General features: G+C 71.8%; 23 protein-coding genes and 1 tRNA gene. 12 read left to right on the top strand and 12 right to left on the bottom strand.

Annotation, left to right across the window (positions count from 1 at the left end):
* Positions 1-44: 44 nt before the first annotated feature.
* The 3 genes from ACFY5B_RS29790 to ACFY5B_RS29800 all read left to right on the top strand — a co-directional run bounded on the left by ACFY5B_RS29790 (position 45) and on the right by ACFY5B_RS29800 (position 5,327).
* A complete protein-coding gene (locus tag ACFY5B_RS29790) occupies positions 45-1,793 on the top strand; it encodes a dolichyl-phosphate-mannose--protein mannosyltransferase (RefSeq protein ID WP_389975112.1) in 1,749 nt (582 codons plus the stop codon).
* Between the two features lie 128 nt (positions 1,794-1,921).
* Positions 1,922-3,556: a penicillin-binding transpeptidase domain-containing protein gene (locus tag ACFY5B_RS29795; RefSeq protein WP_389975115.1), complete on the top strand. Its 1,635-nt coding sequence runs from the start codon at positions 1,922-1,924 to the stop codon at positions 3,554-3,556.
* Positions 3,557-3,659: 103 nt separating this feature from the next.
* A complete protein-coding gene (locus ACFY5B_RS29800; protein WP_389975118.1) occupies positions 3,660-5,327 on the top strand; it encodes a penicillin-binding transpeptidase domain-containing protein in 1,668 nt (555 codons plus the stop codon).
* A 9-nt stretch (positions 5,328-5,336) separates the two neighbouring features.
* Here ACFY5B_RS29800 and ACFY5B_RS29805 read toward each other — a convergent pair whose 3' ends face one another.
* A complete protein-coding gene (locus ACFY5B_RS29805) occupies positions 5,337-5,702 on the bottom strand; it encodes an SsgA family sporulation/cell division regulator (RefSeq protein ID WP_389975121.1) in 366 nt (121 codons plus the stop codon).
* Positions 5,703-5,870: 168 nt separating this feature from the next.
* On the opposite strand from ACFY5B_RS29805, the gene ACFY5B_RS29810 reads away from it, so the two are divergent.
* The 6 genes from ACFY5B_RS29810 to ACFY5B_RS29835 all read left to right on the top strand — a co-directional run bounded on the left by ACFY5B_RS29810 (position 5,871) and on the right by ACFY5B_RS29835 (position 10,726).
* Entirely contained in the window at positions 5,871-6,977 is a 1,107-nt protein-coding gene (locus ACFY5B_RS29810) for an energy-coupling factor ABC transporter permease (protein WP_389975124.1), read from the top strand.
* A 1-nt stretch (position 6,978) separates the two neighbouring features.
* Positions 6,979-7,740, top strand: coding sequence for a cobalt ECF transporter T component CbiQ (gene cbiQ / locus ACFY5B_RS29815; RefSeq protein ID WP_359154266.1), 762 nt, complete (start codon positions 6,979-6,981; stop codon positions 7,738-7,740).
* The gene (locus tag ACFY5B_RS29820) at positions 7,728-8,495 is read left to right on the top strand and encodes an energy-coupling factor ABC transporter ATP-binding protein (protein ID WP_389975128.1); all 768 of its coding nucleotides are present in this window, start codon (positions 7,728-7,730) and stop codon (positions 8,493-8,495) included. The genes cbiQ and ACFY5B_RS29820 overlap by 13 nt, the downstream gene beginning before the upstream one ends.
* Before the next feature lie 10 nt (positions 8,496-8,505).
* Positions 8,506-8,967, top strand: a complete 462-nt coding sequence (locus ACFY5B_RS29825; protein WP_389975131.1) for a MarR family winged helix-turn-helix transcriptional regulator — start codon at positions 8,506-8,508, stop codon at positions 8,965-8,967.
* A gap of 103 nt (positions 8,968-9,070) precedes the next feature.
* A complete protein-coding gene (locus ACFY5B_RS29830) occupies positions 9,071-9,517 on the top strand; it encodes an organic hydroperoxide resistance protein (RefSeq protein WP_389975134.1) in 447 nt (148 codons plus the stop codon).
* A 33-nt stretch (positions 9,518-9,550) separates the two neighbouring features.
* Positions 9,551-10,726, top strand: coding sequence for a serine hydrolase domain-containing protein (locus ACFY5B_RS29835; RefSeq protein ID WP_389975137.1), 1,176 nt, complete (start codon positions 9,551-9,553; stop codon positions 10,724-10,726).
* A gap of 121 nt (positions 10,727-10,847) precedes the next feature.
* Here ACFY5B_RS29835 and ACFY5B_RS29840 read toward each other — a convergent pair whose 3' ends face one another.
* The 4 genes from ACFY5B_RS29840 to ACFY5B_RS29855 form a co-directional block, all read right to left on the bottom strand.
* Positions 10,848-11,123 carry a DUF1876 domain-containing protein gene (locus ACFY5B_RS29840; protein ID WP_053675991.1) on the bottom strand — a complete coding sequence of 92 codons (276 nt, stop codon included), beginning with the start codon at positions 11,121-11,123 and terminating at the stop codon, positions 10,848-10,850.
* 72 nt (positions 11,124-11,195) lie between these two features.
* Positions 11,196-12,041 (bottom strand): EamA family transporter, encoded by an 846-nt coding sequence (locus tag ACFY5B_RS29845; RefSeq protein WP_389975141.1) that lies wholly within the window; start codon positions 12,039-12,041, stop codon positions 11,196-11,198.
* A complete protein-coding gene (locus ACFY5B_RS29850) occupies positions 12,038-12,553 on the bottom strand; it encodes a YbaK/EbsC family protein (RefSeq protein WP_389975144.1) in 516 nt (171 codons plus the stop codon). The genes ACFY5B_RS29845 and ACFY5B_RS29850 overlap by 4 nt, the downstream gene beginning before the upstream one ends.
* Before the next feature lie 82 nt (positions 12,554-12,635).
* Positions 12,636-13,238, bottom strand: coding sequence for a TetR/AcrR family transcriptional regulator (locus tag ACFY5B_RS29855; RefSeq protein WP_389975146.1), 603 nt, complete (start codon positions 13,236-13,238; stop codon positions 12,636-12,638).
* Positions 13,239-13,391: 153 nt separating this feature from the next.
* Between ACFY5B_RS29855 and ACFY5B_RS29860 the strand changes: the two genes are divergently transcribed.
* Positions 13,392-16,835, top strand: a complete 3,444-nt coding sequence (locus tag ACFY5B_RS29860) for a S41 family peptidase (protein ID WP_389975149.1) — start codon at positions 13,392-13,394, stop codon at positions 16,833-16,835.
* Between the two features lie 69 nt (positions 16,836-16,904).
* Here the strand turns inward: ACFY5B_RS29860 and ACFY5B_RS29865 are convergent, their stop codons facing one another.
* From ACFY5B_RS29865 to ACFY5B_RS29880, 4 genes are all read right to left on the bottom strand, one after another.
* Positions 16,905-17,123: a hypothetical protein gene (locus tag ACFY5B_RS29865; RefSeq protein ID WP_389975152.1), complete on the bottom strand. Its 219-nt coding sequence runs from the start codon at positions 17,121-17,123 to the stop codon at positions 16,905-16,907.
* 76 nt (positions 17,124-17,199) lie between these two features.
* Positions 17,200-18,084: an SDR family oxidoreductase gene (locus tag ACFY5B_RS29870; protein WP_389975155.1), complete on the bottom strand. Its 885-nt coding sequence runs from the start codon at positions 18,082-18,084 to the stop codon at positions 17,200-17,202.
* Positions 18,081-19,004, bottom strand: coding sequence for an alpha/beta fold hydrolase (locus ACFY5B_RS29875; protein ID WP_389975158.1), 924 nt, complete (start codon positions 19,002-19,004; stop codon positions 18,081-18,083). Before ACFY5B_RS29875 ends, ACFY5B_RS29870 begins: the two co-directional genes overlap by 4 nt.
* Complete coding sequence (locus ACFY5B_RS29880) at positions 19,001-20,524, bottom strand: flavin-containing monooxygenase (RefSeq protein ID WP_389975161.1); 1,524 nt, start codon at positions 20,522-20,524, stop codon at positions 19,001-19,003. The genes ACFY5B_RS29875 and ACFY5B_RS29880 overlap by 4 nt, the downstream gene beginning before the upstream one ends.
* Before the next feature lie 131 nt (positions 20,525-20,655).
* Between ACFY5B_RS29880 and ACFY5B_RS29885 the strand changes: the two genes are divergently transcribed.
* On the top strand, positions 20,656-21,306 hold the full coding sequence (locus ACFY5B_RS29885) for a MerR family transcriptional regulator (RefSeq protein ID WP_389975164.1): 651 nt from the start codon (positions 20,656-20,658) through the stop codon (positions 21,304-21,306).
* Here ACFY5B_RS29885 and ACFY5B_RS29890 read toward each other — a convergent pair.
* Positions 21,294-22,097 carry an exodeoxyribonuclease III gene (locus tag ACFY5B_RS29890; RefSeq protein WP_389975167.1) on the bottom strand — a complete coding sequence of 268 codons (804 nt, stop codon included), beginning with the start codon at positions 22,095-22,097 and terminating at the stop codon, positions 21,294-21,296. The two genes, ACFY5B_RS29885 and ACFY5B_RS29890, sit on opposite strands and share 13 nt — an antisense overlap.
* A gap of 60 nt (positions 22,098-22,157) precedes the next feature.
* Between ACFY5B_RS29890 and ACFY5B_RS29895 the strand changes: the two genes are divergently transcribed.
* Positions 22,158-22,634: a GNAT family N-acetyltransferase gene (locus ACFY5B_RS29895; protein ID WP_389975170.1), complete on the top strand. Its 477-nt coding sequence runs from the start codon at positions 22,158-22,160 to the stop codon at positions 22,632-22,634.
* A gap of 19 nt (positions 22,635-22,653) precedes the next feature.
* Here ACFY5B_RS29895 and ACFY5B_RS29900 read toward each other — a convergent pair whose 3' ends face one another.
* Both ACFY5B_RS29900 and ACFY5B_RS29905 read right to left on the bottom strand, forming a co-directional pair.
* On the bottom strand, positions 22,654-23,100 hold the full coding sequence (locus ACFY5B_RS29900; RefSeq protein WP_389975173.1) for a hypothetical protein: 447 nt from the start codon (positions 23,098-23,100) through the stop codon (positions 22,654-22,656).
* Between the two features lie 153 nt (positions 23,101-23,253).
* Positions 23,254-23,327: transfer RNA gene (locus ACFY5B_RS29905), tRNA-Ala, on the bottom strand.
* Between the last annotated feature and the right edge of the window lie 65 nt (positions 23,328-23,392).

Consider the following 23,392-nt stretch of genomic DNA (forward strand, 5'->3'; position numbering starts at 1 on the left):
GCCATGCACGGGACTCACACAGAACGGTTCCCTACGATGGCGCGGTGACCAGTACCGCGTCCTCCACGGACACCCGTCAGGGCCAGGCGCCGCTCGACCAGCGGCCGTCCTGGCAGCAGCGGCTGCGCCGCTTCGGCTACCAGGGGCAGCCCGGAAGCGACGCCCGCGACGTCCGTGACCGCCTGGTGCCGCCGTACACCGAGCCCTCCCCGCGACTGTGGGCGGCGCTCGGCGTCCCGCACACGCTCGCGGGGCGGCTGGTGCGCTGGTCGGGCTGGATCGGCCCGCTGCTCGTCACGCTGCTGGCGGGGGTGCTGCGGTTCTGGAACCTGGGCAGCCCGAGGGCGGTGATATTCGACGAGACGTACTACGCCAAGGACGCGTGGGCACTGGTCCACCGCGGGTTCGAGCTCAGCTGGGACAAGAACGCCAACGACCTGGTCCTGTCGACGGGCGGCCACGTCACCCTCCCGGCGGACGCGGCGTACGTCGTGCACCCGCCGGTCGGCAAGTACGTCATCGGGCTGGGCGAGCTGATGTTCGGCTTCGACCCCTTCGGCTGGCGCTTCATGACCGCGCTGCTCGGCACGCTGTCCGTGCTGCTGCTGTGCCGGATCGGCCGCCGCCTGTTCCGCTCCACCTTCCTCGGGTGTCTCGCGGGCGCCCTGATGGCGGTGGACGGCCTGCACTTCGTGATGAGCCGCACGGCACTGCTCGACGGCGTGCTGATGTTCTTCGTGCTGGCGGCGTTCGGCTGTCTGCTCGTCGACAGGGACAAAGCCCGCGGGAAACTCGCCGCCGCGCTGCCGCCGGCCGAGGACGGCCGGGCCCGGCCCGACCGGCACACGGCCGAGACGACCCGCCTGGGATGGCGCCCCTGGCGCTGGGCCGCGGGCCTGATGCTGGGCCTGGCCATCGGCACGAAGTGGAACGGCCTCTACATCCTGGCCGCGTTCTGCCTGATGGCGGTGTTGTGGGACGTCGGTTCGCGGCGGGTCGCCGGTGCCCGGCACCCGTACGCGGCGGTCCTCAAGCGCGACACCGGCCTCGCGTTCCTCGCCACGGTCCCCGTCGCCCTGGTCACCTACCTCCTGTCCTGGACCGGCTGGATCCTCTCAGCCACGAACGGCTCCGGCGGCTACTTCCGCAACTGGGCCGCGACCAGCGGCAAGGGCGGCAGCTGGACCTTCCTGCCCGACTGGCTGCGCAGCCTCTGGCACTACGAGCACCAGGTCTACGAGTTCCACGTCGGCCTGTCCTCGCCGCACACGTACCAGTCCAACCCGTGGAGCTGGCTCGTCCTGGGCCGGCCGGTGTCGTACTTCTACGAGTCCCCGGCCCCCGGCAAGGACGGCTGCCCCGCCGACGCGGGCGAGAAGTGCGCACGTGAGGTGCTCGCGCTCGGCACGCCGCTGCTGTGGTGGGTCGCCTGCTTCGCCGTCCTGTACGTCCTGTGGCGCTGGTTCTTCCGCCGCGACTGGCGCGCGGGCGCCATCGCCTGCGGCATCGCGGCCGGCTACCTCCCCTGGTTCATGTACCAGGAGCGCACGATCTTCTTCTTCTACGCCGTCGTCTTTCTGCCGTTCTTGTGCCTGGCGGTGGCGATGCTGCTCGGCGCGATCATCGGCCCACCCCGCTCCTCCGACACCCGCCGCGTCGCGGGAGCCACGGCAGCGGGCGTCCTGGTCCTCCTGATCACCTGGAACTTCATCTACTTCTGGCCGCTGTACACCGGCCAGGCCATCCCGATCGACGACTGGCGGGCGCGGATGTGGCTGGATACGTGGGTCTGATCTACGTTCGGTCAAAAATCGAAACGCCTGTCCCGTTAGTAACCGCTTACACATAGAGTGCTCCGGGATTCGGGCTTTCTGAACGCGTTCAAGGGGACGCGGAAGGCTCAACGGGGAGGGGCCACCCTATGAGCAAGGGGGTCAAAGTCGCCGTCATAGGCGGGGTGTTCGCGGTGATGGTGGGTGGGGCCGGGTACGGCGCCTACAACATCGTGAGCGCCTTGAGCGGTGACGGGGGCGGCACGGACGGGGTCTCCGCGGAGAAGCGGACGGGGCCGCCCGGCAAGGACGAGGTCAGGGAGACCACGGCCGCGTTCTTCAAGGCCTGGCAGACGGGAGCGTCCGCGAAGGCGGCGTCGTACACCAACAACGACGCGGCCGCCGAGCAGCTGCTCAGCGCCTTCGCCGACGACGCGCACATCACCGACGTGAAGATCACCCCGGGCGCGCCCCGGGGCACCACCGTGCCGTACTCGGTGAAGGCGAAGGTGGCCTACGACGGGAAGTCCGAGCCGCTGAGCTACCGGAGCGAGCTGAAGGTGGTGCGTGGACTGACCACCGGGCGAGCCCTGGTCGACTGGCAGCCGTCCGTCGTGCACCCCGAGCTGAAGAAGGACGACACGCTCGTCACCGAGCAGTCGGCCACCCCTCCCATCGAGGCGGTCGGCCGCGACGGCTCGGAGCTGACCAAGGAAAGGTACCCCTCGCTCGGCCCGGTCCTGGACGCCCTGCGCGACAAGTACGGCGAGCAGGCCGGCGGCACCCCGGGCGTCGAGCTGGTCGTCCGGCACAAAGGCGACGGCGCGCCCGACACCCCGCTGCTCACCCTCGCCAAGGGCAAGCCGGGCAAGCTCACCACCACGATCAGCCCGAGCGCGCAGGCGGCCGCCGAGAACGCGGTCAAGCGGTTCGCCCAGTCGTCGGTGGTCGCCGTCAAGCCCAGCACCGGTGAGGTGCTGGCCGTGGCCAACAACCGCACGGACGGCTTCAACGCGGCCTTCGAGGGCCAGTCGGCACCCGGCTCCACGATGAAGATCATCACCGCCGCGATGCTCATCGACAACGGCGTGACCTCGATGAACGGCCCGGCGCCCTGCCCCGACACCGCCGTGTGGCAGAGCCAGACGTTCAAGAACCTGACCGGTATGAAGCCCAACGAGAACGCCACGCTGGCCGACAGCTTCATGCGGTCCTGCAACACCGCCTTCATCAAGCTCATCGACGAGAAGCCGCTCACGGACGCCTCGCTGACCCAGGAGGCCGAGGACCACTTCGGGCTGGGACAGGACAACTGGCAGACCGGCATCGTCTCCTTCGACGGCAACGTGCCCGCGGTCGACGGGCCGGACCGGGCGGCGGGCGCCATCGGGCAGGGGCAGGTCCAGATGAGCCCGCTGAACATGGCCTCGGTCACCGCCACCGCCATCACCGGGTCCTTCCGCCAGCCCTACCTGGTCTCGCCGAAGCTGGACGGCCGGGAACCGGCACAGGCCGAGGGCCTGCGGTCGAGCACCGTCGCCCAGCTCAAGCAGATGATGCGGCTCACGGCCACGCAGGGCACCGCGGCCCGGGCCATGGCCGGACTCGGCGGTGACATCGGCGCCAAGACCGGCTCCGCCGAGGTCGACGGCAACGCCAAGTCCAACAGCTGGTTCACCGGATTCCGCGACGACATAGCGGCGGCGGCCATGAGCGAGCAGGGCGGCCACGGCGGCGACGCGGCCGGGCCGATTGTCGCAGCCGTGCTACGAACAGGTGGCTGATCTCACCTCCGGGGGACGGGACTCTAGGGTGGTGGCCGTCGTTGGGACTTGGGACAGCTGAGGGCGACGGGGACCCTGGGGAATCGCGGAGGAACGAACAGCAGTGGGCAACAGAAGGCGCGTCGCCGAGCGACGGAAGACGAGACCCGCGGTGATCGGCGGGATGATCGCCGTGGTCGTCGCGGGTGGCGGAGCCGGTGCCTACGCGCTGGTCGGCGGCGGTGCCGCGGCCGACGACGGGTCGCGGGCGGCGGACCGCAAGGCCGAGGTCAAGACCGGCCCGCTGTCGCCGACCGAGGTCACGACCACCGCCACCGCCTTCCTCACCTCCTGGCAGTCCGGCAAGGTCACGCAGGCCGCCGCCGCCACCGACGACCCCTCCGCGGCCCGGCCGCTGCTCACCGGCTACACCAAGGACGCCCACATCAAGGACGTCACCCTCACCCCGGGCAAGCCCGCCGGCGACAAGGTGCCGTTCTCCGTCAAGGGCACGGTGTCCTACAAGGGAACCGACAAGCCGCTGACCTACGACAGCGCCCTGACCGTGATGCGCCGCGCCTCCGACGGAAAGCCCCTGGTCGACTGGCACTCCGCGGTCGTCCACCCGGACCTGAAGGACGGCGACACACTGGTGACCGGTGAGGCGGGCACGCCTCCGGTCAAGGCCCTCGACCGGGACGGCGGGGAGCTGACCACGAAGAAGTACGCCTCCCTCGGCCCGGTCCTGGACGGACTGCGCGAGAAGTACGGCAAGGAGGCCGGCGGCAAGGCCGGTATCGAACTGCGGGTCGTGCGCGGCAAGGCCGCCAAGGCGAAGGACCTCTCCGACAAGACCCTGCTGGAGCTGAGCAAGGGCACGCCGGGCACGGTGAAGACCACGCTGGACCCGGCCCTGCAGGCGGCGGCCGAGCAGAAGGTCGCGAAGAAGGCCAGGTCCTCGGTGGTCCTGCTGCGGGTGTCGACCGGCGAGATCCTGGCCGCGGCCAATGCCTCCCGGGGCTTCAACACCGCCTTCCAGGGCTCCCTGGCCCCCGGCTCCACGATGAAGGTCATCACCTCGTCGCTGCTGCTGGAGAAGGGCCTGGCCTCGGCGGACAAGAAGCACCCGTGCCCGAAGTACTTCACGTACGGTCACTGGAAGTTCCAGAACGACGACAAGTTCGAGATCAAGAACGGCACCTTCAAGGCGAGCTTCGCGCGGTCCTGCAACACGGCCTTCATCAGCCAGGCCCCGAAGCTGAAGAACGACGACCTGACCAAGGAGGCCCAGCAGGTCTTCGGCCTGGGGCTGAACAACTGGGCCATCGGTGTGCCGTCCTTCGACGGCGCGGTGCCGGTGCAGTCGGCGGCCCAGATGGGCGCCTCCCTGATCGGGCAGGGCGGGGTCCGCATGAACCCGCTGAACATGGCGTCGGTCTCGGCGACGGTCAAGGCCGGCACCTTCCACCAGCCCTACCTGGTCTCCCCGGACGTGGACGGACGCAAGCTGGCGAAGGCCTCCCGCACCCTGCCGGCGAGCACCCTGTCCCAGCTGCGGGAGCTGATGTCGTACACGGCCGCGTACGGCACGGCCGCGGAGGCGATGGCCGGGGTCGGCGGCGACGTCGGCGCCAAGACCGGGTCCGCCGAGGTCGACGGGCAGAAGAAGCCGAACGGCTGGTTCACCGCCTACCGGGGCGACCTGGCCGCCGCGGGCGTGGTCCAGCAGGGCGGGCACGGTGGCTCGACGGCGGGTCCGATCGTGGCGGCGCTGCTGAAGACGGGCGGCTGAGCGCGGGGCTCAATGGGTGACGGGTTCCGCGGCGGCCATGTACGTCCGCCGCAGGAACCGCAGCAGCGCCTGCCGCTCGAACTGCACCACCGACACACGCTGCGCGGTGTGGAACTCCACGACGACCTGCACCCGGCCGCAGGGCCACACCCGCACCTCGCCGCTTCCGGCGGGGGCCCGCAGCCCCTCCTCCAGCAGCTCGCGGCCGAAGGTCCATTCGCCTCCACCGGCCCCGGGCAGCGCCATGCGCACCTTGCGGGGGTCGTGGTCGGGGTCGTACCGCAGCCTGACGGGAACCGCCTCCAGCTCGTCGACGAGCGGCACGGCCGCGTCCGAGACGATGTGGGCTCGTGCGTACTGCTCGACTACGGACATCGGACGGCCCCTTCACCGTGCGCAATCCGAGTGGAAACCGTGCGTCCACTCCCTCTCCAATGTCGCATATTTTCCGGATTGCGCCCGTGGGGCCGGACATATCACGGGTGAGATAAAACGAGCTTCACGCTCTTGCAAACCGTTCGCATCAAGCCACATCATCGAACGGTGCATGTACCTGACGGATTCATCAACGCGCCCACCTCCGCCGCCACCGGTGTGATCGCCGCGGGCGCCGTCGCCGTGAGCCTGCGCGGCGCACGCCGCGAACTCGACGAGCGCACGGCGCCGCTGGCCGGACTCGTCGCGGCGTTCATCTTCGCCGTGCAGATGCTGAATTTCCCCGTCGCGGCGGGCACCAGCGGCCACCTCCTCGGCGGAGCGCTGGCTGCGATACTCGTCGGCCCCTACACGGGGGTCCTGTGCGTCTCCGTCGTCCTGCTGATGCAGGGCATCCTCTTCGCGGACGGCGGTCTGACCGCGCTCGGCGTGAACATCACCAACATGGCGATCGTCACGACGGTCGTCGCCTACGCCCTCTTCCGCGGCCTGGTGAAGGTGCTGCCCCGCACCCGCCGGTCGGTCACCGTGGCCTCCTTCGTCGCGGCCCTGGTCTCCGTCCCGGCCGCCGCGCTGGCCTTCACGCTGATGTACGCGATCGGCGGCACCACCGACGTCTCGATCGGCAAGGTCGCCACCGCCATGGTCGGCGTGCACGTCCTGATCGGCATCGGCGAGGCCGTGATCACCGCGCTGACCGTCGGCGCGGTCATCGCCGTACGCCCGGACCTGGTGTACGGGGCACGCGGTCTGACGCAGAGGCTCAAGCTGCGGGTGAACGGCGAGCTGGTCGACGCGCCCGACGCGCAGCCCGAGCCCGCTCCCGTGGCCGCCCGGACCTCGCACCGCAAGGTGTGGGCCGCGGGCCTGGTCACCTCCCTCGTGCTGGCCGGCTTCGTCAGCTTCTACGCCTCGGCGAACCCCGACGGCCTGGAGAAGGTCGCCACCGACCACGGCATCGACAAGAAGACCGAGGAGCACGACACGGCCGGCTCCCCGCTCGCCGACTACGGCGTCAAGGACGTCGACGACGCCCGTCTGTCCGGAGGGCTGGCGGGTGTCATCGGCGTGGGGGTCACGGTCGTCGCGGGCACCGGCGTGTTCTGGGCGGTGCGCCGCCGCCGCACGGACGACACCTCCCCGGCCGAGACGTCGAGCACCACGAGCACGTCGAGCACGTCGAGCACGTCGAGCACGTCGAGCACGAGCGTCTGACATGGGAGCCGGGCACGCGCACAAGCTCTACCGGCACGGGCACTCGCCCGTGCACGGCCTGCCGCCGCACACCAAGCTCGCCGCCGTCTTCGCCTTCGTGGTCGTCGTGGTGTCGACGCCGCGCGAGGCGATGTGGGCGTTCGGGCTGTACGCCGTGCTGCTCGGGGCCGTCGCGTGCGTCGCGCGCGTGCCCGCCGGCTTCCTGCTCCGGCGGCTGCTGATCGAGGTGCCGTTCGTCGCGTTCGCGGTGCTCATGCCGTTCGTGGCGGAGGGCGAGCGGGTCGACGTCCTCGGTCTGTCCCTGAGCGTGAACGGCCTGTGGGGCGCCTGGAACGTGCTCGCCAAGGGCACGCTCGGCGTCGCGGCCTCGGTGCTGCTGGCCGCCACGACCGAGCTGCGCGAACTGCTGCTGGGCCTGCAGCGCCTGAAGCTCCCGCCGCTCCTGGTGCAGATCGCGTCCTTCATGATCCGCTACGGCGACGTCATCACCGACGAGATGCGGCGCATGCGGATCGCCCGGGAGTCCCGCGGCTTCGAAGCCAGCGGCGTCAAGCACTGGGGCGTGCTCGCCAAGTCGGCCGGCGCGCTCTTCATCCGCTCCTACGAGCGCGGCGAGCGGGTGCACCTGGCCATGGTCAGCCGCGGCTACGCCGGTTCCATGCCCGTCATCGACGAGGTGACCGCGTCCCGGGCGCAGTGGTCGTACGCCCTCGCCCTCCCCTGCGCCGCGCTGCTCGTCTGTCTGCTGGGATGGACCCTGTGACTGCTTCTCTGGAGGTCTCCGGCCTCGCCTTCGCCTACCCCGACGGACACCAGGCCCTCTTCGGCGTCGACTTCTCGGTCGCGCGCGGAGAGCGGGTCGCGTTGCTCGGGCCGAACGGCGCCGGCAAGACGACCCTCGTGCTGCACCTCAACGGCATCCTGACCGGCGGCGCCGGCACGGTGAGGGTCGCCGGGCTGCCCGTGGACAAGCGGAACATGGCCGAGGTCCGGCGCCGGGTCGGCATCGTCTTCCAGGACCCGGACGACCAGCTGTTCATGCCGACGGTCCGGGAGGACGTGGCGTTCGGGCCCGCGGCGGCGGGTCTGAAGGGGCCTGAGCTGGAGGCGCGCGTCGAGCGGGCACTGGAGCGGGTCGGCATGGCGGAGTTCAAGGACCGGCCGCCGCACCACCTGTCCTTCGGGCAGCGCCGCCGGGTGGCCGTCGCGACCGTACTGGCGATGGAGCCCGAGATCCTCGTCCTGGACGAGCCGTCGTCCAACCTCGACCCCGCCTCCCGCCGCGAACTGGCGGACATCCTGCGCTCCCTGGACGTGACCGTGCTGATGGTCACGCACGACCTGCCCTACGCGCTGGAGCTGTGCCCGCGCTCCCTGATCCTCAGCGACGGGGTGATCGCGGCCGACGGGCCGACCGGCGAGCTGCTCTCGGACGAGGAGCTGATGCGGGCCCACCGTCTGGAGCTGCCCTTCGGTTTCGATCCGCGTTCCGTCCCGGCGGCTCCGGCCCGTCCGTGACAATGGCCGCGTGACGAACGAGGAGAGCGACGGATCACCACGGCTGGACGACCAGCTGTGCTTCGCGCTGTACGCCGCCCAGCGTGCGGTGACGGCGGCGTACCGCCCGCTCCTCGACGAGCTGGGCCTCACCTACCCCCAGTACTTGGTGCTGCTGGTCCTCTGGGAGCGCGGCGAGACGCCGGTGAAGGAGCTGGCCGCGGCCCTGCGCCTGGACTACGGCACGGTCTCGCCGCTGCTGAAGCGGCTGGAGGCGGCCGGTCTGGTACGGCGTGAGCGGTCGGCGCGGGACGAGCGGTCGGTGCTGGTGGCCCTGACGGGGCGCGGGCTCGAACTCCGGGAGCGGGCGGGCCGGGTGCCCGGTGCGCTGCTCACGGCGACCGGGCTCGACACGGCGGAGGCCGGGCGGCTGCGTGCGGAGCTGTGGCGGCTGGCCGAGCGTGCGGAGTCGGCGGCGGACCGGTCCCGCTGAGGGTTACCCCCGGTTTCCCACCCCCTGGTCATGACAGGGGAGTTACCGGCCAGTACCTTGTGCACGATGTATTTGTGCGCACTTGGTTCCGGGGGAGGACAGCATGACTGACGGCCCCGCCGTCGACACCCGCCCGACGAAGATCATGTACGTGGCGGAGGCCACCGCCCACGGCGGCCGCGAGGGCTATGTGACCAGCCAGGACGGTCAGCTCGACCTCAGGGTCGCGATGCCCCCGCAGCTCGGCGGCGACGGCAACGGCACCAACCCGGAACAGCTCTTCGCGGCCGGCTACAGCGCCTGCTTCCACAACGCGCTGATCCTCGTCGGCAACCGCGAGGGCTACGACCTGGCCGGCTCCACGGTCGCCGCGAAGGTCGGCATCGGCCCCAACCGGCAGCGCGGCTACGGCCTCGCGGTCGCCCTCAGCGTCTCGCTGCCGGTCGTCGACACGGAGCTCGCGAACAGGCTGGTGGACGCGGCCCACGAGATCTGCCCGTACTCGAACGCGACCCGCGGGAACATCGACGTGACCATCCTGCTTGGCTAGAGGGGAGCGGCCCGCAAGACGAGGAGTACCGACGTGGACGTGAACGGCACAGTCGCCGAGGGCTTCGAGCCGGTCAGGGAAGCGTTCGTACGGAACTTCGAGACGCTCGGTGATCGTGGCGCGGCGGTCGCCGTCTACCGGGACGGGCAGAAGGTCGTCGACCTGTGGGGCGGCACGAAGGACGTCGACGGCACGGCCCCCTGGGAGCGCGGTACGGCCCAGGTCGTGCGCTCGGCGACCAAGGGTGTCGCCGCCGCCGTCCTCCTGCTGCTGCACCAGCGCGGGCAGCTGGACCTGGACGCGCCGGTGGGGCACTACTGGCCGGAGTTCAAGGCGCGGGGCAAGGAGCGGGTGCTGGTCCGGCACGTGCTGAACCACCGGGCCGGGCTGCCGGTCCTCGACCGGCCGCTCACCCCGCAGGAGGCGCTGGACCCGCTGCGGGGCCCGGAGGCGCTCGCCGGGCAGGCCTTGGCCTGGGAGCCCGGCACCGACCACGGCTACCACGCGCTCACCTACGGCTGGCTGGTCGACGAACTGGTGCGGCGCGTGACCGGGCAGGGCACCGGACAGTGGCTGGCGTCGCAGATCACCGGCCCCCTGGGGCTGGACCTCTGGCTCGGTCTGCCGGAGTCGGAGGCCGGCCGGGTCGGGCGGGTGGGCCGCGTCGAGGGAGCCGAGCCGGCCGGCGGCCTGCGGGCCCGCCCCAAGCGCTCGGTCACCGAGGCCTACGAGGACCCGGCCTCCCTCACGCGCCGGGCGTTCGCCGCGATCTCCCCGTTCCCGGACCAGAACGACCCCGCCTACCGCGCGACCGCCCTCCCCGCGACGAACGCCATAGCGACGGCGGACGGGCTGGCCCGCTTCTACGCGACCCTGATCGACGACACGGCCGACGCGGGGCGCCTCTCCACACGCCTGTTCACACCGGAGACGGTGGAACTGGCCCGGGCCGAGGAGTCGGCGGGCCCCGACCGGGTCCTGGTGGTCGGCACCCGCTTCGGCCTCGGCTACATGCTGCACGGCAGCGCCTCGCCGCTCCTCACCCCGGGCTCCTTCGGCCACCCCGGCCGCGGCGGGGCCCTCGGGTTCGCCGACCCTGAGACCGGGATCGCCTTCGGCTACGTCACCAACGGCTTCCGCAAGACGGTGACGGCGGACCCGCGGGCACAGGGGCTGGTGCGGGCGGTGCGGGCAGTGCTGAACCTCTAAGAGCCCCCGGACACCATCAGCGGCCTTCAGGGCCCGTCGTTCGGATCATGCCGGCGTCGCGGGGCTCGAGCCGGCCGGGAGGCGCAGTCACTCTCGGCCGACCTGATCCGGACGACAGGCCCTAGACGTGGATCGGGTGGGAGGTCCGCCCGGAGGCCTGGTCGATCTCCTCGTGGGCTTTGGTGAGCAACCGCATGGCGAGTTCGTTCAACGCCCGGGCCCCGGCGATCTCCTCCCCGACCCTCGGCTGGTTGGCGTCGGTCCGGTGCCGGCTCGCGTGCCCGTGCGCCCGTACCTCACTGCCGTCGGGCAAGCGGACCATCGCTGCCGCGCGCGTGTGCTGGTCGTCCTCCGTGAACTCCATCTCGACGTGCCATCCCACAGTGGTGTGCATCATGACGATCACCTCCGGAACGCTTAATTCCAGGGTGCTCCTCGCACCCGCCGGACGCACCCGCCTGACAGGCTCCTATCCGGCGTGCAGCATCAGCCCGATCCCGACGACCAGCAGCCCGGCCGCCGCGATCCTCGGCGCCCCGAACCGCTCCTTGAAGAACACGGCCCCGATCGCCGCGCCCACGATGATCGAGGACTCGCGCAGGGCCGCGATGGGGGCGAGTTCGGCCCTGGTCTGGGCCCACAGGACGAGGGCGTAGGCGGCGACGGACAGCGCGGCACCGATCAGCCCGACCCCGGCGAAGGGCCGCAGCAGGGCGACGGTCCGACCGCGTCGGCGCCACACGGCGTACGCCGGGACGACCACCCCCTGCACCGCCATCAGCCAGGCGATGTACCCGAGGGAGGACCCGGAGGCCCGCACGCCCAGGCCGTCGAGGACGGTGTAGACCGCTATGGTCAGCCCGGTTGCCAGGGCCGCCCCGATCGCCGCCCAGTCGGGCCGCCGCCCGCGCAGTCCCCACAGGGCGACGCCGGTCAGCCCCGCGCAGGACAGGGCGATCCCGGCGGCGGCCCACCCGTCGGGCACCTCGTGCGCGAAGAGGGCGGCGAGCAGGGTCACGACGAGCGGCGCGGTGCCCCGGGCGATGGGATAGGCCTGTCCGAAGTCTCCCAGCCGGAAGGACGTCATCAGCAGGGCGTAGTAGGCGATGTGGACGGCGGCGGAGAGGAGCAGGTACGGCCAGGCCCCGGCCGCCGGGAACGCCACGAACGGTGCCAGGGCCAGCCCGATGACCATCCCGCCGCCCGAGATCAGCGCGAAGCCGGCGAGCTTGTCGGTGATCTTGTGGGCGATGGCGTTCCAGCTGGCGTGGGTGACCGCGGCGAGCAGGACGGCGGCGGTGACCAGGGGGGTCACGGGGTGGGCTCGCGCACGTCCACCAGGGTGCCGTCGGCGTATGTCACGAGGTCCTCGGGGGCCATGGGGAACACGGTGTACGGCGTGCCGGCCGCGGCCCAGACGACGTCGTGCTCCAGCAGGGACCGGTCGGCGAGCACCCGGGTCCTGGTCCGGTGCCCGAAGGGCGGCACGCCGCCGATGGCGTACCCGGTGGTCTCCCGCACGACGTCCACCCTGGCCCGGGTGACCTTGTCGGCGCCGAGCTCCTTGCGGACGAGTTCGAGGTCGACCCGGGAGGCTCCGTCCATGAGCACGAGCACCGGAACCGAGTCCGCGGCGAAGATCAGCGACTTGCAGATCTGGCTCAGCTCGCACCCGACCGCGGCGGCGGCCTCGGCGGCGGTGCGGGTGGCGTCGGGGAAGCGGCGGACCTGACTCACGAGGTCCCCCAGCCCGAGCTCCCGCAGGGCTTCGGCGAAACGGGGATGAGCTCCGGAGTTCCCGGCGTCCGTGGCGGCTGTCGTCGTCATGGGGAGCACGGTAGTAGTCCGTGTAGGGCGCACGCGAGTGGCCCGGAGCGTGCGGGCGCGGCTCGCCGCCGGCCGAGGCGGACTACTCGGTGGGGACCCCGAGGGCGGGGAGGACCACGGCGTCGATGTACGAGGTGAGGAAGGCCGCCGTCGGGGGCCGGTCGTCGACGATCGCGCAGGTGACGAAGGCGCCGAGCATCATGTGCACCACGAACTCCAGCGCGGGGCAGTCCGCGCGGATCTCGCCCCGGTCCACGGCGCGCTGGAGCACGCGGCGCGAGTCCGCGATCTCCGGCTCGATGATCTGGCTCCGGAACTCGCTGTGGAGATCGGGGTTGGCGTGTATCGCCGTGGCCAGGCCGCGCATCAACGCGCCGTTCTGCTCGATCTCGGCGTCGTCCGCGCGCGCCAGAAGGGCGTGGAAGTCGCCGCGCAGCGAGCCGGTGTCGACCTCGTCGAGGTTCTTCACCGGCTTGTTGTGACGGAGCGCCTTGACGACCAGCTGGGCCTTGCCGCCCCACTGGCGGTAGAGGGTGGCCTTGCTGGAGCGGGTGCGCGCGGCCACGGCGTCCATGGTGAGGGCGTCGTAGCCGACCTCGCGGAGCAGGTCGAGCACGGCCGTGTACAGCTCGGCCTCACGCTCGGGGGTGATCCGGCTGCGACGCGCGGCGGCGACCTCGGCCATCCTCTCGCCCTCCTGCTCCGAACGACACGGTTTCGTACGTCACGAATGTAGCGCACCCCTTAAGGAAACGAAACGGTTTCGTACGAGCTATGGGTCACCGCCGGGCCGTTGCCCTGAGTTGCCCGGGTACGTCCCTCGGCAAAGCATGAGGACGTGACCTATCTGCGTCTGCCGCACCTCCATGACGACCTGCTGTGCTTCGTGGCCGAGGACGACCTCTGGCTCGCCCCGCTCGACTCCCCCGGCCGGGCCTGGCGGCTCACCGTCGACCGCACCAAGGCGGGTCACCCGCGCTTCTCGCCCGACGGCCGCCACCTGGCGTACACCAGCTGGCGCAGCCTGCTGCCCGAGGTCCACATCGTCCCGGTGGACGGCGGGCCGGGCCGCCAGGTGAGCCACTGGGGCAGCGCCGACACCCGGGTCTGCGGCTGGACCCCGGACGGCGACATCCTGGCCGTGGCCTCGCACGGCGAACCCTTCTCCTACTTCACCTGGGCCTACAAGGTCACCCCGGGCGGCGACCCGGGCCGCAAACTGCCCTGGGGGCCGGTCTCCGACATCCAGGTCGCCGACGTGGACGGGGAGCGCAAGTCCCTCCTCCTCACCGGCACCCCACCGCACGAACCGGCCTCCTGGAAGCGCTACCGCGGCGGGGCGACGGGCCGGCTCTGGCTGCACGGCGAACGGCTGCTCGAAGGCATCGGGGGCCACCTGCACTCCCCCATGTTCGTCGGCGGCCGCATCGCGTTCCTCTCCGACCACGAGGGCGTCGCCAACCTCTACTCCTGCGCCTACGACGGCTCCGGGCTGCGCCGGCACACCGACCACGACTCCTTCTACGCCCGGCACGCCGCCAGCGACGGCACCCGGGTCGTGTACCAGTGCGGGGGCGACCTGTGGCTGGTCGACGACCTGGCCCCGGACTCCCAGCCGCGCCGGCTGGACGTACGGCTGAGCGGGCCGCGGGCCGGGCGGCGCCCCTACCAGGTGGCGGCGTCCCGGCATCTCGACGGGCTCTCCGTCGACGAGACCGGGCGGGCCAGTGCCGTCGTCGTGCGCGGCAGCCTGTACTGGCTGACCCACCGGGACGGCCCGGCCCGCACCCTCACCGACACCCCCGGCGTCCGGGTGCGGCTGCCGGAGATGCTCGGCGGCAGCGGGCGGGTGGCGTACGTGACGGACGCCGAGGGCGAGGACGCGATCGAGATCGCCTCCCTGCCCCGGGCCAGCGGCGACCGGGCGCCCCGGCGGCCGGCCGCGGGCCGCCTGGGCCGCGTGCACGAGCTGGTCTCGGACCCGGAGGGCGAGCGGCTGGCGATCGCCTCGCACGACGGCCGGCTCCTCCTGGTGGACGTCACGGAGGACACCGGCGGCGAGGTCACGGAGCTGATCCGGTCGGTCAACGGGCCCGTGCGCGACCTCGCGTTCTCCCCGGACGGAGCGTGGCTCACCTGGTCGCACCCGGGCATCGGGCGGAGCCTGCGGCAGATCAAGATGGCCCGGATCAAGGACATGTTCGTCGTGGACGTCACGGGCGGCCGCTTCGAGGACGAGAACCCGGTCTTCACCAGCGACGGCCGGTACCTCGCCTTCCTGTCCTGGCGCGGCTTCGACCCCGTCTACGACGTGCACACCGGCGACCTGTCCTTCCCGCTGGGCTGCCGCCCGTACCTGGTGCCGCTGTCCTCCGCGACGCCCTCACCGTTCGCCGTGAACCCGGAGGGCCGCCCGGCCGCCGGTGGCCTCGACCCGGTCGAGGACGACGGCGAGGGGGACCACGGGGCCGCCGTGACCGTCGAGGTCGAGGGGCTGGAGAGCCGCGTCACGCCCTTCCCGGTGGCCGCCTCCAAGTACTCGGCGCTGCGCCCGGTCGCGGGCGGCGGACTGGTGTGGCTGCGCTGGCCGATCTCCGGCGCCCTCGGCGAGACGTTCGCCAACCCGGACGACACCAGCGGCCGGCCGACCCTGGAGCACTTCGGCATCACCAAGGCCAGGAAGTCCGAACTCGCCCAGCACCTCGACTGGTTCGCGGTCAGCGGCGACGGCAGCCGGCTGGTGATCGTCGACGAGGGCGAACTGCGCGCGGTCCCGGCCAACGAGCCGGGCGACAGCGACTCCACCGTGTGGATCGACGCGCGCCGCATCCTGCACACGGTCGACCCGGCGGCGGAGTGGCGGCAAGCCTACGAGGAGGCCGGCCGGCTCATCCGGGCCTACTTCTGGGACCCGGGCATGTGCGGCATCGACTGGGACGGGGTGCTGGACCAGTACCGCCCGCTGGTCGACCGGGTGGCCTCCCCCGACGAGTTCGCCGACCTGCTGCGCGAGGCCCTCGGCGAACTGGGCACGTCCCACGCCTATGTCACCGCCGCCCGGCGCAACGAGGGCCCGCCCCACTACCAGCGCCGGCAGGGCCTGCTGGGCGCCAACTTCGTACGCAGGGACGGCGGCTGGACGGTCAAGCGGATCCTGCTCGGCGACTCCTCCGACTCCAAGGCCCGCTCCCCGCTGGCCGGCACGGGCATCCGGGAGGGCGCGGTCCTCACCCACGTCGACGGCCGCCCGGTGGACCCGGACGCGGGCCCGTATCCGCTGCTGGCCGGTGCGGGCGGTACGACGGTGGAGCTGACCTTCGACCCGGCGGGGGGCTCGGCGGGGGGCTCGGCCGATGCCCCCGTGGCGGACTCGGCGGCGGTTTCGGCTGCGGACTCGGCGGCGGTATCGGCGGCGGTATCGGCGGATGGCCCGACGACGGACTCGGCGGCTTCGGTCGATACTCCGCCGACGAACTCGGCGGCTTCGGTCGATACTCCGCCGACGGACTCGGCCGGTACCCCGCCGGCGGACTCGGTGCGGGCCGGGGGCCCGCCCCGGCGGGTCGCCGTCGTCCCGCTCGTCGACGAGCGCCCGCTGCGCTACCAGGACTGGGTGGCCAAACGCCGGGCGGTGGTGCGGGAGTTGAGCGGCGGGCGCTGCGGCTACCTGCACATCCCGGACATGGGCGGTTCGGGCTGGGCGCAGTTCAACCGCGACCTGCGCATGGAGGTGTCCCGCCCCTCGCTGATCGTGGACGTGCGCGGCAACGCGGGCGGCCACATCAGCGAACTCGTCATCGAGACGCTGAGCCGGACGATCCTGGGCTGGGACCTGACCCGCGACGCCCAGCCGGTGTCGTACGCCTCGAACGCTCCGCGCGGCCCGGTGGTGGCCCTGGCCGACGAGGCGACCTCCTCCGACGGCGACATGATCACCGCCGCGTTCAAGCTGCTGAAGCTCGGCCCCGTCGTGGGACAGCGCACCTGGGGCGGTGTGGTCGGCATGACCGGCCGTCACGAGCTGGGCGACGGCACGGTGATCACGGTGCCGATGAACGCGGCCTGGTTCGACGCGTACGGCTGGTCGATCGAGAACAAGGGCGTCGCCCCCGACATCGACGTCCTGCGCACCCCGCTGGACTGGGCCGAGGGGCGGCACGCCCAGCTGGCCGACGCGGTGGAACTGGCGCTCGGACTGCTGGAGACCAACCCGCCGGCCACACCGCCGACCTACAGCGACGTACCGGACCGCTCCCGTCCGAAGCTGCCGCCCAGGACGTGAACGCCCGGCCCCGGACTGGGGAAAGGGGCGCCCCGCGCGGGGACGCCCCAGTCCGCTCGGCACGCAACGTCAGGCGTCGTAGTCCTGGTCGAAGCGGTCCTCCTGGTCACGCTCACGGTCGCGCTGCGGCTCCGGGCGCTCACGGTCGCGCTGCGGCTGCGAGGGGTCCATGTCCTCGTCGCGCCGGCGACCACGGCCCGGCACCTGCTCGCGAGCCTGCTCCGCCTTCTGGCGAGCCTGGTTCTGCCACTGCTCGGACTTCTCCTGGAACTGGTCCTTCATACCCATGTGGGTTCACTCCCGTTGGGGGTGAGGGGATCTGGCTCGATCAGATTCACACGGGCCATGACCCTGCGCATGTCGATCACTCACGGAGCGTAGTCCGCTGCTGTTCATCGGCCGCACCACCGGCCCCGACCAGGCCCGTGCGCATGCCCGTCAGCCGGTCCGCGAACCGCCGCATCTCGCGCTGGCCCACCGTCCCGATGACCGCGGGCAGATAACCGCGCACGCCCTGCATCCCCCGCAGCCACCACTGCCCGTACACATGGCTCGACCTGCGCTCGATCCCCTCCACGAGCCGGTCCACCGCCGGTCCCAGCGGGTACGTCTTGTTGGACGGCCAGGGCAGCCGCTGCCTCAACTCCCGCATCACATCGTCCTGGTCGGCCCCGCGCACCATGTCGGTGTCCGTCCACGACAGATAGCCGACGCCCACCTTCACGCCCCGGTGCCCGACCTCGGCCCGCAGGCTGTGCGCGTACGCCTCCACGCCCGACTTGGACGCGCAGTACGCGGTCATCATCGGCGCCGGGGTGATCGCCGCCAACGAGGCGATCTGCAGCAGATAGCCCCGGCTCCGTGTCAGCAGCGGCAGGAACGCCCGGGCGGTCACCGCCGAACCGATCAGGTTCACCTCGATCACCCGCCGCCAGGACTCGGGGTCGGAGTCCGCGAACGGACCGCCGGTGGCCACACCGGCGTTGGCGACGACGATGTCGACCCGGCCGAAGCGCTCCTCGACCTCGCTCGCCACGCGGGCCATCGCCTCGTGGTCGGTGACGTCGGCGTGCCAGTGGTCGCTGTCGCTGTGCAGCCGGCCGGAGACCTTCTTGAGCTCGTCCGGCTCCAGGCCGACCAGCGCCACCTTCACACCACGCGCCGACAGTTTGCGGGCCAGCAACTCCCCTACGCCGCGCGCCGCCCCGGTCACCACGGCGACCTTGCCTTCGAGGCTCACCCTGCTCATGCGCTCTCCTCGGATACGACCTGGATGTGGGTGCGGACGAGGTCCCGGATGGTGCGGCTGACCAGGTCGGGCGCCTCGACGGGCGTCATGTGACCGATGCCGGGCAGTTCGGTGATGCCCGTGCAGTGCGGCAGCGCTGCGGCCAGGGCCCGGGCCTGCACCGGCGGCGTCAGCCGGTCCGCCGTACCGACGAGCACGGCCGTGGGCACCTCCAGCTCGCGCACACCGTGGTCGAGGTCGAGCAGATCCAGCACCTGCGACCAGGCGTGGCGGACCTTGCGGGGGCAGGCGTGCACGATCCGGGCACACGCCTCGATCATGTGCGGGGCCGAACCGGGGCCCATCGTCCCGTACTTGAGGATCCGCCGGGCCAGCGGCGTGACCGGCCCGAGCGGGGCACGGCTGCCGAGGATCCGCCGGGTCAGCCAGGTCCGCACCCGCCCCGCCCGCAGCGGGACGACGGTGGAGGCCGCGACCAGCTGCGAACTGCCCGTGCTGCACAGCAGGACGGCGGCCGCGTGCGCCCGGAAGGCGGCTCGACCGGAGGCGGCCATGATGGTCATCCCGCCCATGGAGTGCCCGGCGATCACGGCCTGTTCGCCGGGCGCGAGGGTGGCCTCCAGTACGGCTTCCAGATCGTCGGCGAGCGCGTCCGCGCTGCACGCCGGGCTCGCGGGGCTGCGCCCGTGGCCGCGCTGGTCGTAGGCGATGACCCGGTGGTCGGCGGCCAGGTCGCGGATCTGCGCGGCCCAGAAGGCGGTGGAGCAGGTCCAGCCGTGGGCGAGGACGACGGCGTGGGCGCCCTCGGGCCCGTGGACCTCGACGTGCAGCCGGGCGCCGTCGGCGGAGACGGCGGTCAGTTCACGCGCCGGGGCGGGCGGGGCGTAGGGGCCGGAGTCGGCGTGCGGGAGGCTGCTCACGCTTCCACCCCGGCCTTCTCCTGCGCGGTGTCCTTCCTCGCCGCGGGAGCCCGCAGGACGTCGTACTCCGCGAGGTCGACGCGCCGCGTGGCCCGCCGGAACTCGCCCGTCGTGCCGGGCCAGATGGTGGTGTTGCGGCCGCTCGCGTCGAGGTACCAGCTGGTGCAGCCGCCGGTGTTCCACACGGTGCGCTTCATGCGCTCCTGCACCCGGTCGTTCCAGGTGCGCACGGCGTCCGGCCGGGCGTCGAGGGCGACCCGGCCGCCGAGGACGTCGAGCTGGCGGACGTAGTCGGCGAGGTAGTTCAGCTGGGACTCGATCATGAGGATCATCGAGGAGTTCCCGAGGCCGGTGTTGGGTCCGATGACCGTCATCCAGTTGGGGAAGCCCGCCGCGGAGGCGCCGCGCAGGGCCTCCATGCCGCCCTTCCAGGTCTCGGCGAGGGTCCGTCCGTCGGCGCCCACGACCCGGTCGGCGATGGGCATGTCGGTGACGTGGAAGCCGGTACCGAAGACGATCGCGTCCACCTCGGCCTCACTGCCGTCGGCGGCGACGAGGGTCGAGCCGCGGACCTCGGTCAGCCCGCTCGCGATCACGTCCACATTCGGCTGCGCGAGCGCCGGGTAGTAGTCGCTGGACAGCAGGATCCGCTTGCAGCCGATGCGGTAGTCCGGGGTGAGCTTCGCCCGCAGGGCCGGATCCTTGATGGACCGGGCCATGTTGCGCCGTGCCAGGTCCTCGACGAGCCCGAGCTGCTTCGGATGCTTGGTGAACGCCTGGACCTGCACCTCCCGGATGCCCCACAGCAGTCCGCGCCGCACCTGCGAGGTGAAGGGCAACCGCCGGTGCACCCACCGCTCGGTATCGCTGATCGCCCGGTCCATGCGGGGCATCACCCAGGGCGCTGTGCGCTGGAACAGGGTGAGCCGCGAGACATCGGGCTGGATCGACGGCACGATCTGGGCGGCCGAGGCACCGGTCCCCACCATCGCGACGCGCTTGCCGCTCAGGTCGTAGTCGTGGTCCCAGCGGGCCGAGTGGAACACCTTGCCCGGGAAGGACTCCAGCCCGGGGATGTCCGGCACCTTCGGGTCGGACAGCGGCCCCGTCGCCGAGACGACCAGGTCCGCCGACAGGTTCCCGCTGCTGGTCTCGATGTCCCAGCACAGCCGCTCGCCGTTCCAGCTCATCCGCTTCACCTCCGAGTCGAAGCGGATGTGCGGCCGCAGCCGGAACACGTCCGTCACGTGCTCCAGGTAGGCGCGGATGTGCTCCTGCCCCGAGAAGGTGCGCGGCCAGTCGGGGTTGGGCGCGAAGGAGAAGGAGTAGAGGTGCGAGGGCACGTCACACCGGCATCCCGGGTAGCTGTTGTCCCGCCAGGTGCCGCCGACACTGCTCGCCCGCTCCAGGACGACGAAGTCGGTGACGCCCTCGCGGCGCAGCCGCACGGCGGCCCCCAGCCCGCCGAACCCGGACCCGACCACCGCGACCCGCACATGCTCGTGTTCGCGCTCGCCCATGCCGACACCTCCACACACCACGAGAACCATGCCAGTGAACACTGGCGCAATGGGAGCGTAGGGCAGCGACGTACTGATGGGTAGGGGGCGGGACGAGGAAAGTTACCCCTGGTACGCCTTAAGGTGCCCAGGTGGCCGAGAAGCGTGAATACCGCATGGAAGAGCTGGCCCGCCTCGCCGGGATCACGGTGCGCACCCTGCGCTTCTACCGCGAACGCAAACTGATCCCGCCACCCCGCCGCGAGGGCCGCATCGCCTGGTACGACGACCAGCACCTGGCCCGGCTGCGCACGATCACGGCCCTGCTGGAGCGCGGCCACACCCTCAGCGGCATCGCGGAACTGGCGGAGGCCTTCGACCACGGCCGCGACGTCGGCGACCTGCTCGGCGTCGGTGGCCCCACCGAGGAGGAGCCGGTCCACCTCACCCCCGAGGAACTCGCCGACCACTTCGCCGGCGAGGCCACCCCGGAGAACCTCGCCGCCGCGATGGAACTCGGCTACCTCGGCACCGACGGCGGCGAGATCGTCCACATCAGCCGCCGCCTCCTGGACGTCTCATCCGCCCTGGTCCACGAGGGCATCCCCCTCGCGGAGGTCCTCGCCGCGGCCCAACAGGTCCGCACCCACGCCGACGCCCTCGCCGACCTCTTCACCGACCTGGTCCTCCGCCACGCCTCCGCCCAGGACCTGCCCCGCCTGCGCCCCCTGGCCCGCAGCGTGGTGGAGGCGGAGCTTTCCCTGGCACTGGACCGGAGGATGCGAAAGCCTCAGCGGTCGTAGACCACGGTCACCGGCGCGTGGTCGGACCACCGCTCGGCGTGCGTGGCCGCCCGCTCCACGAATCCCTTGACCGCCCGCTCGGCGAGCCCCGGGGTGGCCAGGTGGTAGTCGATCCTCCACCCTGCGTCGTTGTCGAAGGCCCGCCCCCGGTACGACCACCACGAGTACGGCCCCTCGGTGTCCGGGTGCAGGGCGCGTACGACGTCGACGTAGCCGCCGTCGGCCGGGTCGAGCACCCGGCCGAGCCACTCCCGCTCCTCCGGCAGGAACCCGGAGTTTTTCTGGTTGCCGCGCCAGTTCTTGAGGTCGGCCGGCTGGTGGGCGATGTTCCAGTCGCCGCAGACGAGCACCTCGCGCCCGTCGGCGGCCGCACGCTCCCGCAGCCCCTTCAGGTAGACGAGGAACTCGCCCATGAAGCGTTCCTTCTCGTCCTGCCGCTCGGTGCCGACCTCGCCGGAGGGCAGGTAGAGGGACGCGACGGTGACCCCCGGCAGGTCGATCTCCACGTACCGCCCGCTGCCGTCGAACTCCTCCGAGCCGAACCCGATCCGGACCCGGTCGGGCTCGCGGCGGCTGTACAGGGACACCCCGGCCCGCCCCTTGGCGGCGGCCGGCGCGTGCACGACGTGCCACCCCTCGGGCGTGCGGACGTGCTCGGGGAGCTGCCCCGGCTCGGCGCGCACCTCCTGCAGGCACAGCACATCGGCTTCGGTGTCGGCGAGCCACTCCACGAAGCCCTTCTTCGCGGCGGCACGCAGCCCGTTCACATTCACAGAGGTCACAGTGAGCACCCCGGCACGATACCGGCACACTGGACGAGGTCCAGTTCCGGATCGAATACGGTAGCGGCCATGCACATACGCCGGGTCTCCTTCGACCACCCCGACGCCATGAAGCTGAACGACCAGGTTCAGGCCGAGTACGCCGTCCGCTACGGCGACGACGGCGACGCCACGCCCATGGCCGCCGCGGACTTCGACCCGCCGAACGGCGTCTACCTGATCGCGTACGACGAGCACGGCACCCCCGTCGCCTCGGGCGGCTGGCGCGCCCAGGACACCAACGGTGAGGGCAATCTCGACGGCGACGCAGAGCTCAAGCGCATGTACGTGGTCGAGGGCATGCGCGGCCGGGGCCTGGCGCGGCGCGTCCTGGCCGCTCTGGAGGAGGACGCCCGCGCGGCCGGCCGCGTCCGGATGGTCCTGGAGACCGGTACCAAGCAGCCGGAGGCCATAGCCCTGTACACGTCCAGTGGCTACGAGCCGTGCGCCAAGTTCGGCTATTACCGCTTCCACGACGCGAGCCGCTGCTTCGCGAAGCGACTCTGATCACCTGGCTGACAAGGACTCAGCGGCCGTCTGGGCCGCGGCCCTTGTCACGCGCCGCGCGCTGCCGCCACCACTCGGTCACCGAGCCGCTCTCGCCCCGCCGGTGCGGCGGCACCAGCGCCTTGGGCCGGTTGAACCAGGCGATCGTCAGATGCAGCGCCGTCCAAGGGAGCGAGCCCAGGATGAAGATGGCGCTGACATGCACCAGCGCGAGCCCCGCGACGTCCTCGGCAGCGACGGCGGCGGCGATCCCGACCGTGAGGCAGACCGCCCAGGCGGCGAGGGCGACGATGCCGCGCTCGTGTCCGCGTACGACCGACGGGTTCCACGAGTACCCGTACGAGATGTCGGGCGCCCGGTCGGAGCCGGTCCAGTGCAGCCACGCCGCCCGGACCAAGAAGAGGTCCATGCCGCCCGCGAGGACGGCGGCGACGGCGCCTGCGGCGTCGGGAACGAGGTGTGCCACGGCACCTCCGCGGTGAGCGCATCGGCTGGACGCCCCAGTGTCCGCGGTGAGATCGCGAAGGAGATTCACGGCCCGGCCAAGCTTGGGCAACGTTGTGGCGCTGAACACACGTCAGAGCCCCGGTCGGTTTCCCGACCGGGGCTCTGAGCTGCGTGGACCTGAGGGGATTTGAACCCCTGGCCCCCTCGATGCGAACGAGGTGCGCTACCGGACTGCGCCACAGGCCCTTGCAACGAGTGAAACTTTAGCACCCCGATCGGCCTGCTTGGAAATCCGTTCCCCAGGGGCGGTC

Source organism: Streptomyces sp. NPDC013187 (genome assembly GCF_042899705.1).
Lineage (GTDB): Bacteria > Actinomycetota > Actinomycetes > Streptomycetales > Streptomycetaceae > Streptomyces > Streptomyces hawaiiensis_A.

What these genes read in the sequence shown, in the direction of transcription:
- ACFY5B_RS29795 (WP_389975115.1), top strand. Translation starts at nt 1,922, where the DNA reads ATGAGCAAGGGGGTCAAAGTCGCCGTCATAGGCGGGGTGTTCGCGGTG.
- ACFY5B_RS29895 (WP_389975170.1), top strand. Translation starts at nt 22,158, where the DNA reads ATGCACATACGCCGGGTCTCCTTCGACCACCCCGACGCCATGAAGCTG.
- ACFY5B_RS29870 (WP_389975155.1), bottom strand. Translation starts at nt 18,084, where the DNA reads ATGAGCAGGGTGAGCCTCGAAGGCAAGGTCGCCGTGGTGACCGGGGCG.
- ACFY5B_RS29865 (WP_389975152.1), bottom strand. Translation starts at nt 17,123, where the DNA reads ATGGGTATGAAGGACCAGTTCCAGGAGAAGTCCGAGCAGTGGCAGAAC.
- ACFY5B_RS29805 (WP_389975121.1), bottom strand. Translation starts at nt 5,702, where the DNA reads ATGTCCGTAGTCGAGCAGTACGCACGAGCCCACATCGTCTCGGACGCG.
- ACFY5B_RS29840 (WP_053675991.1), bottom strand. Translation starts at nt 11,123, where the DNA reads ATGATGCACACCACTGTGGGATGGCACGTCGAGATGGAGTTCACGGAG.
- ACFY5B_RS29830 (WP_389975134.1), top strand. Translation starts at nt 9,071, where the DNA reads ATGACTGACGGCCCCGCCGTCGACACCCGCCCGACGAAGATCATGTAC.
- ACFY5B_RS29820 (WP_389975128.1), top strand. Translation starts at nt 7,728, where the DNA reads ATGGACCCTGTGACTGCTTCTCTGGAGGTCTCCGGCCTCGCCTTCGCC.
- ACFY5B_RS29880 (WP_389975161.1), bottom strand. Translation starts at nt 20,524, where the DNA reads ATGGGCGAGCGCGAACACGAGCATGTGCGGGTCGCGGTGGTCGGGTCC.
- ACFY5B_RS29855 (WP_389975146.1), bottom strand. Translation starts at nt 13,238, where the DNA reads ATGGCCGAGGTCGCCGCCGCGCGTCGCAGCCGGATCACCCCCGAGCGT.
- ACFY5B_RS29850 (WP_389975144.1), bottom strand. Translation starts at nt 12,553, where the DNA reads ATGACGACGACAGCCGCCACGGACGCCGGGAACTCCGGAGCTCATCCC.
- cbiQ (WP_359154266.1), top strand. Translation starts at nt 6,979, where the DNA reads ATGGGAGCCGGGCACGCGCACAAGCTCTACCGGCACGGGCACTCGCCC.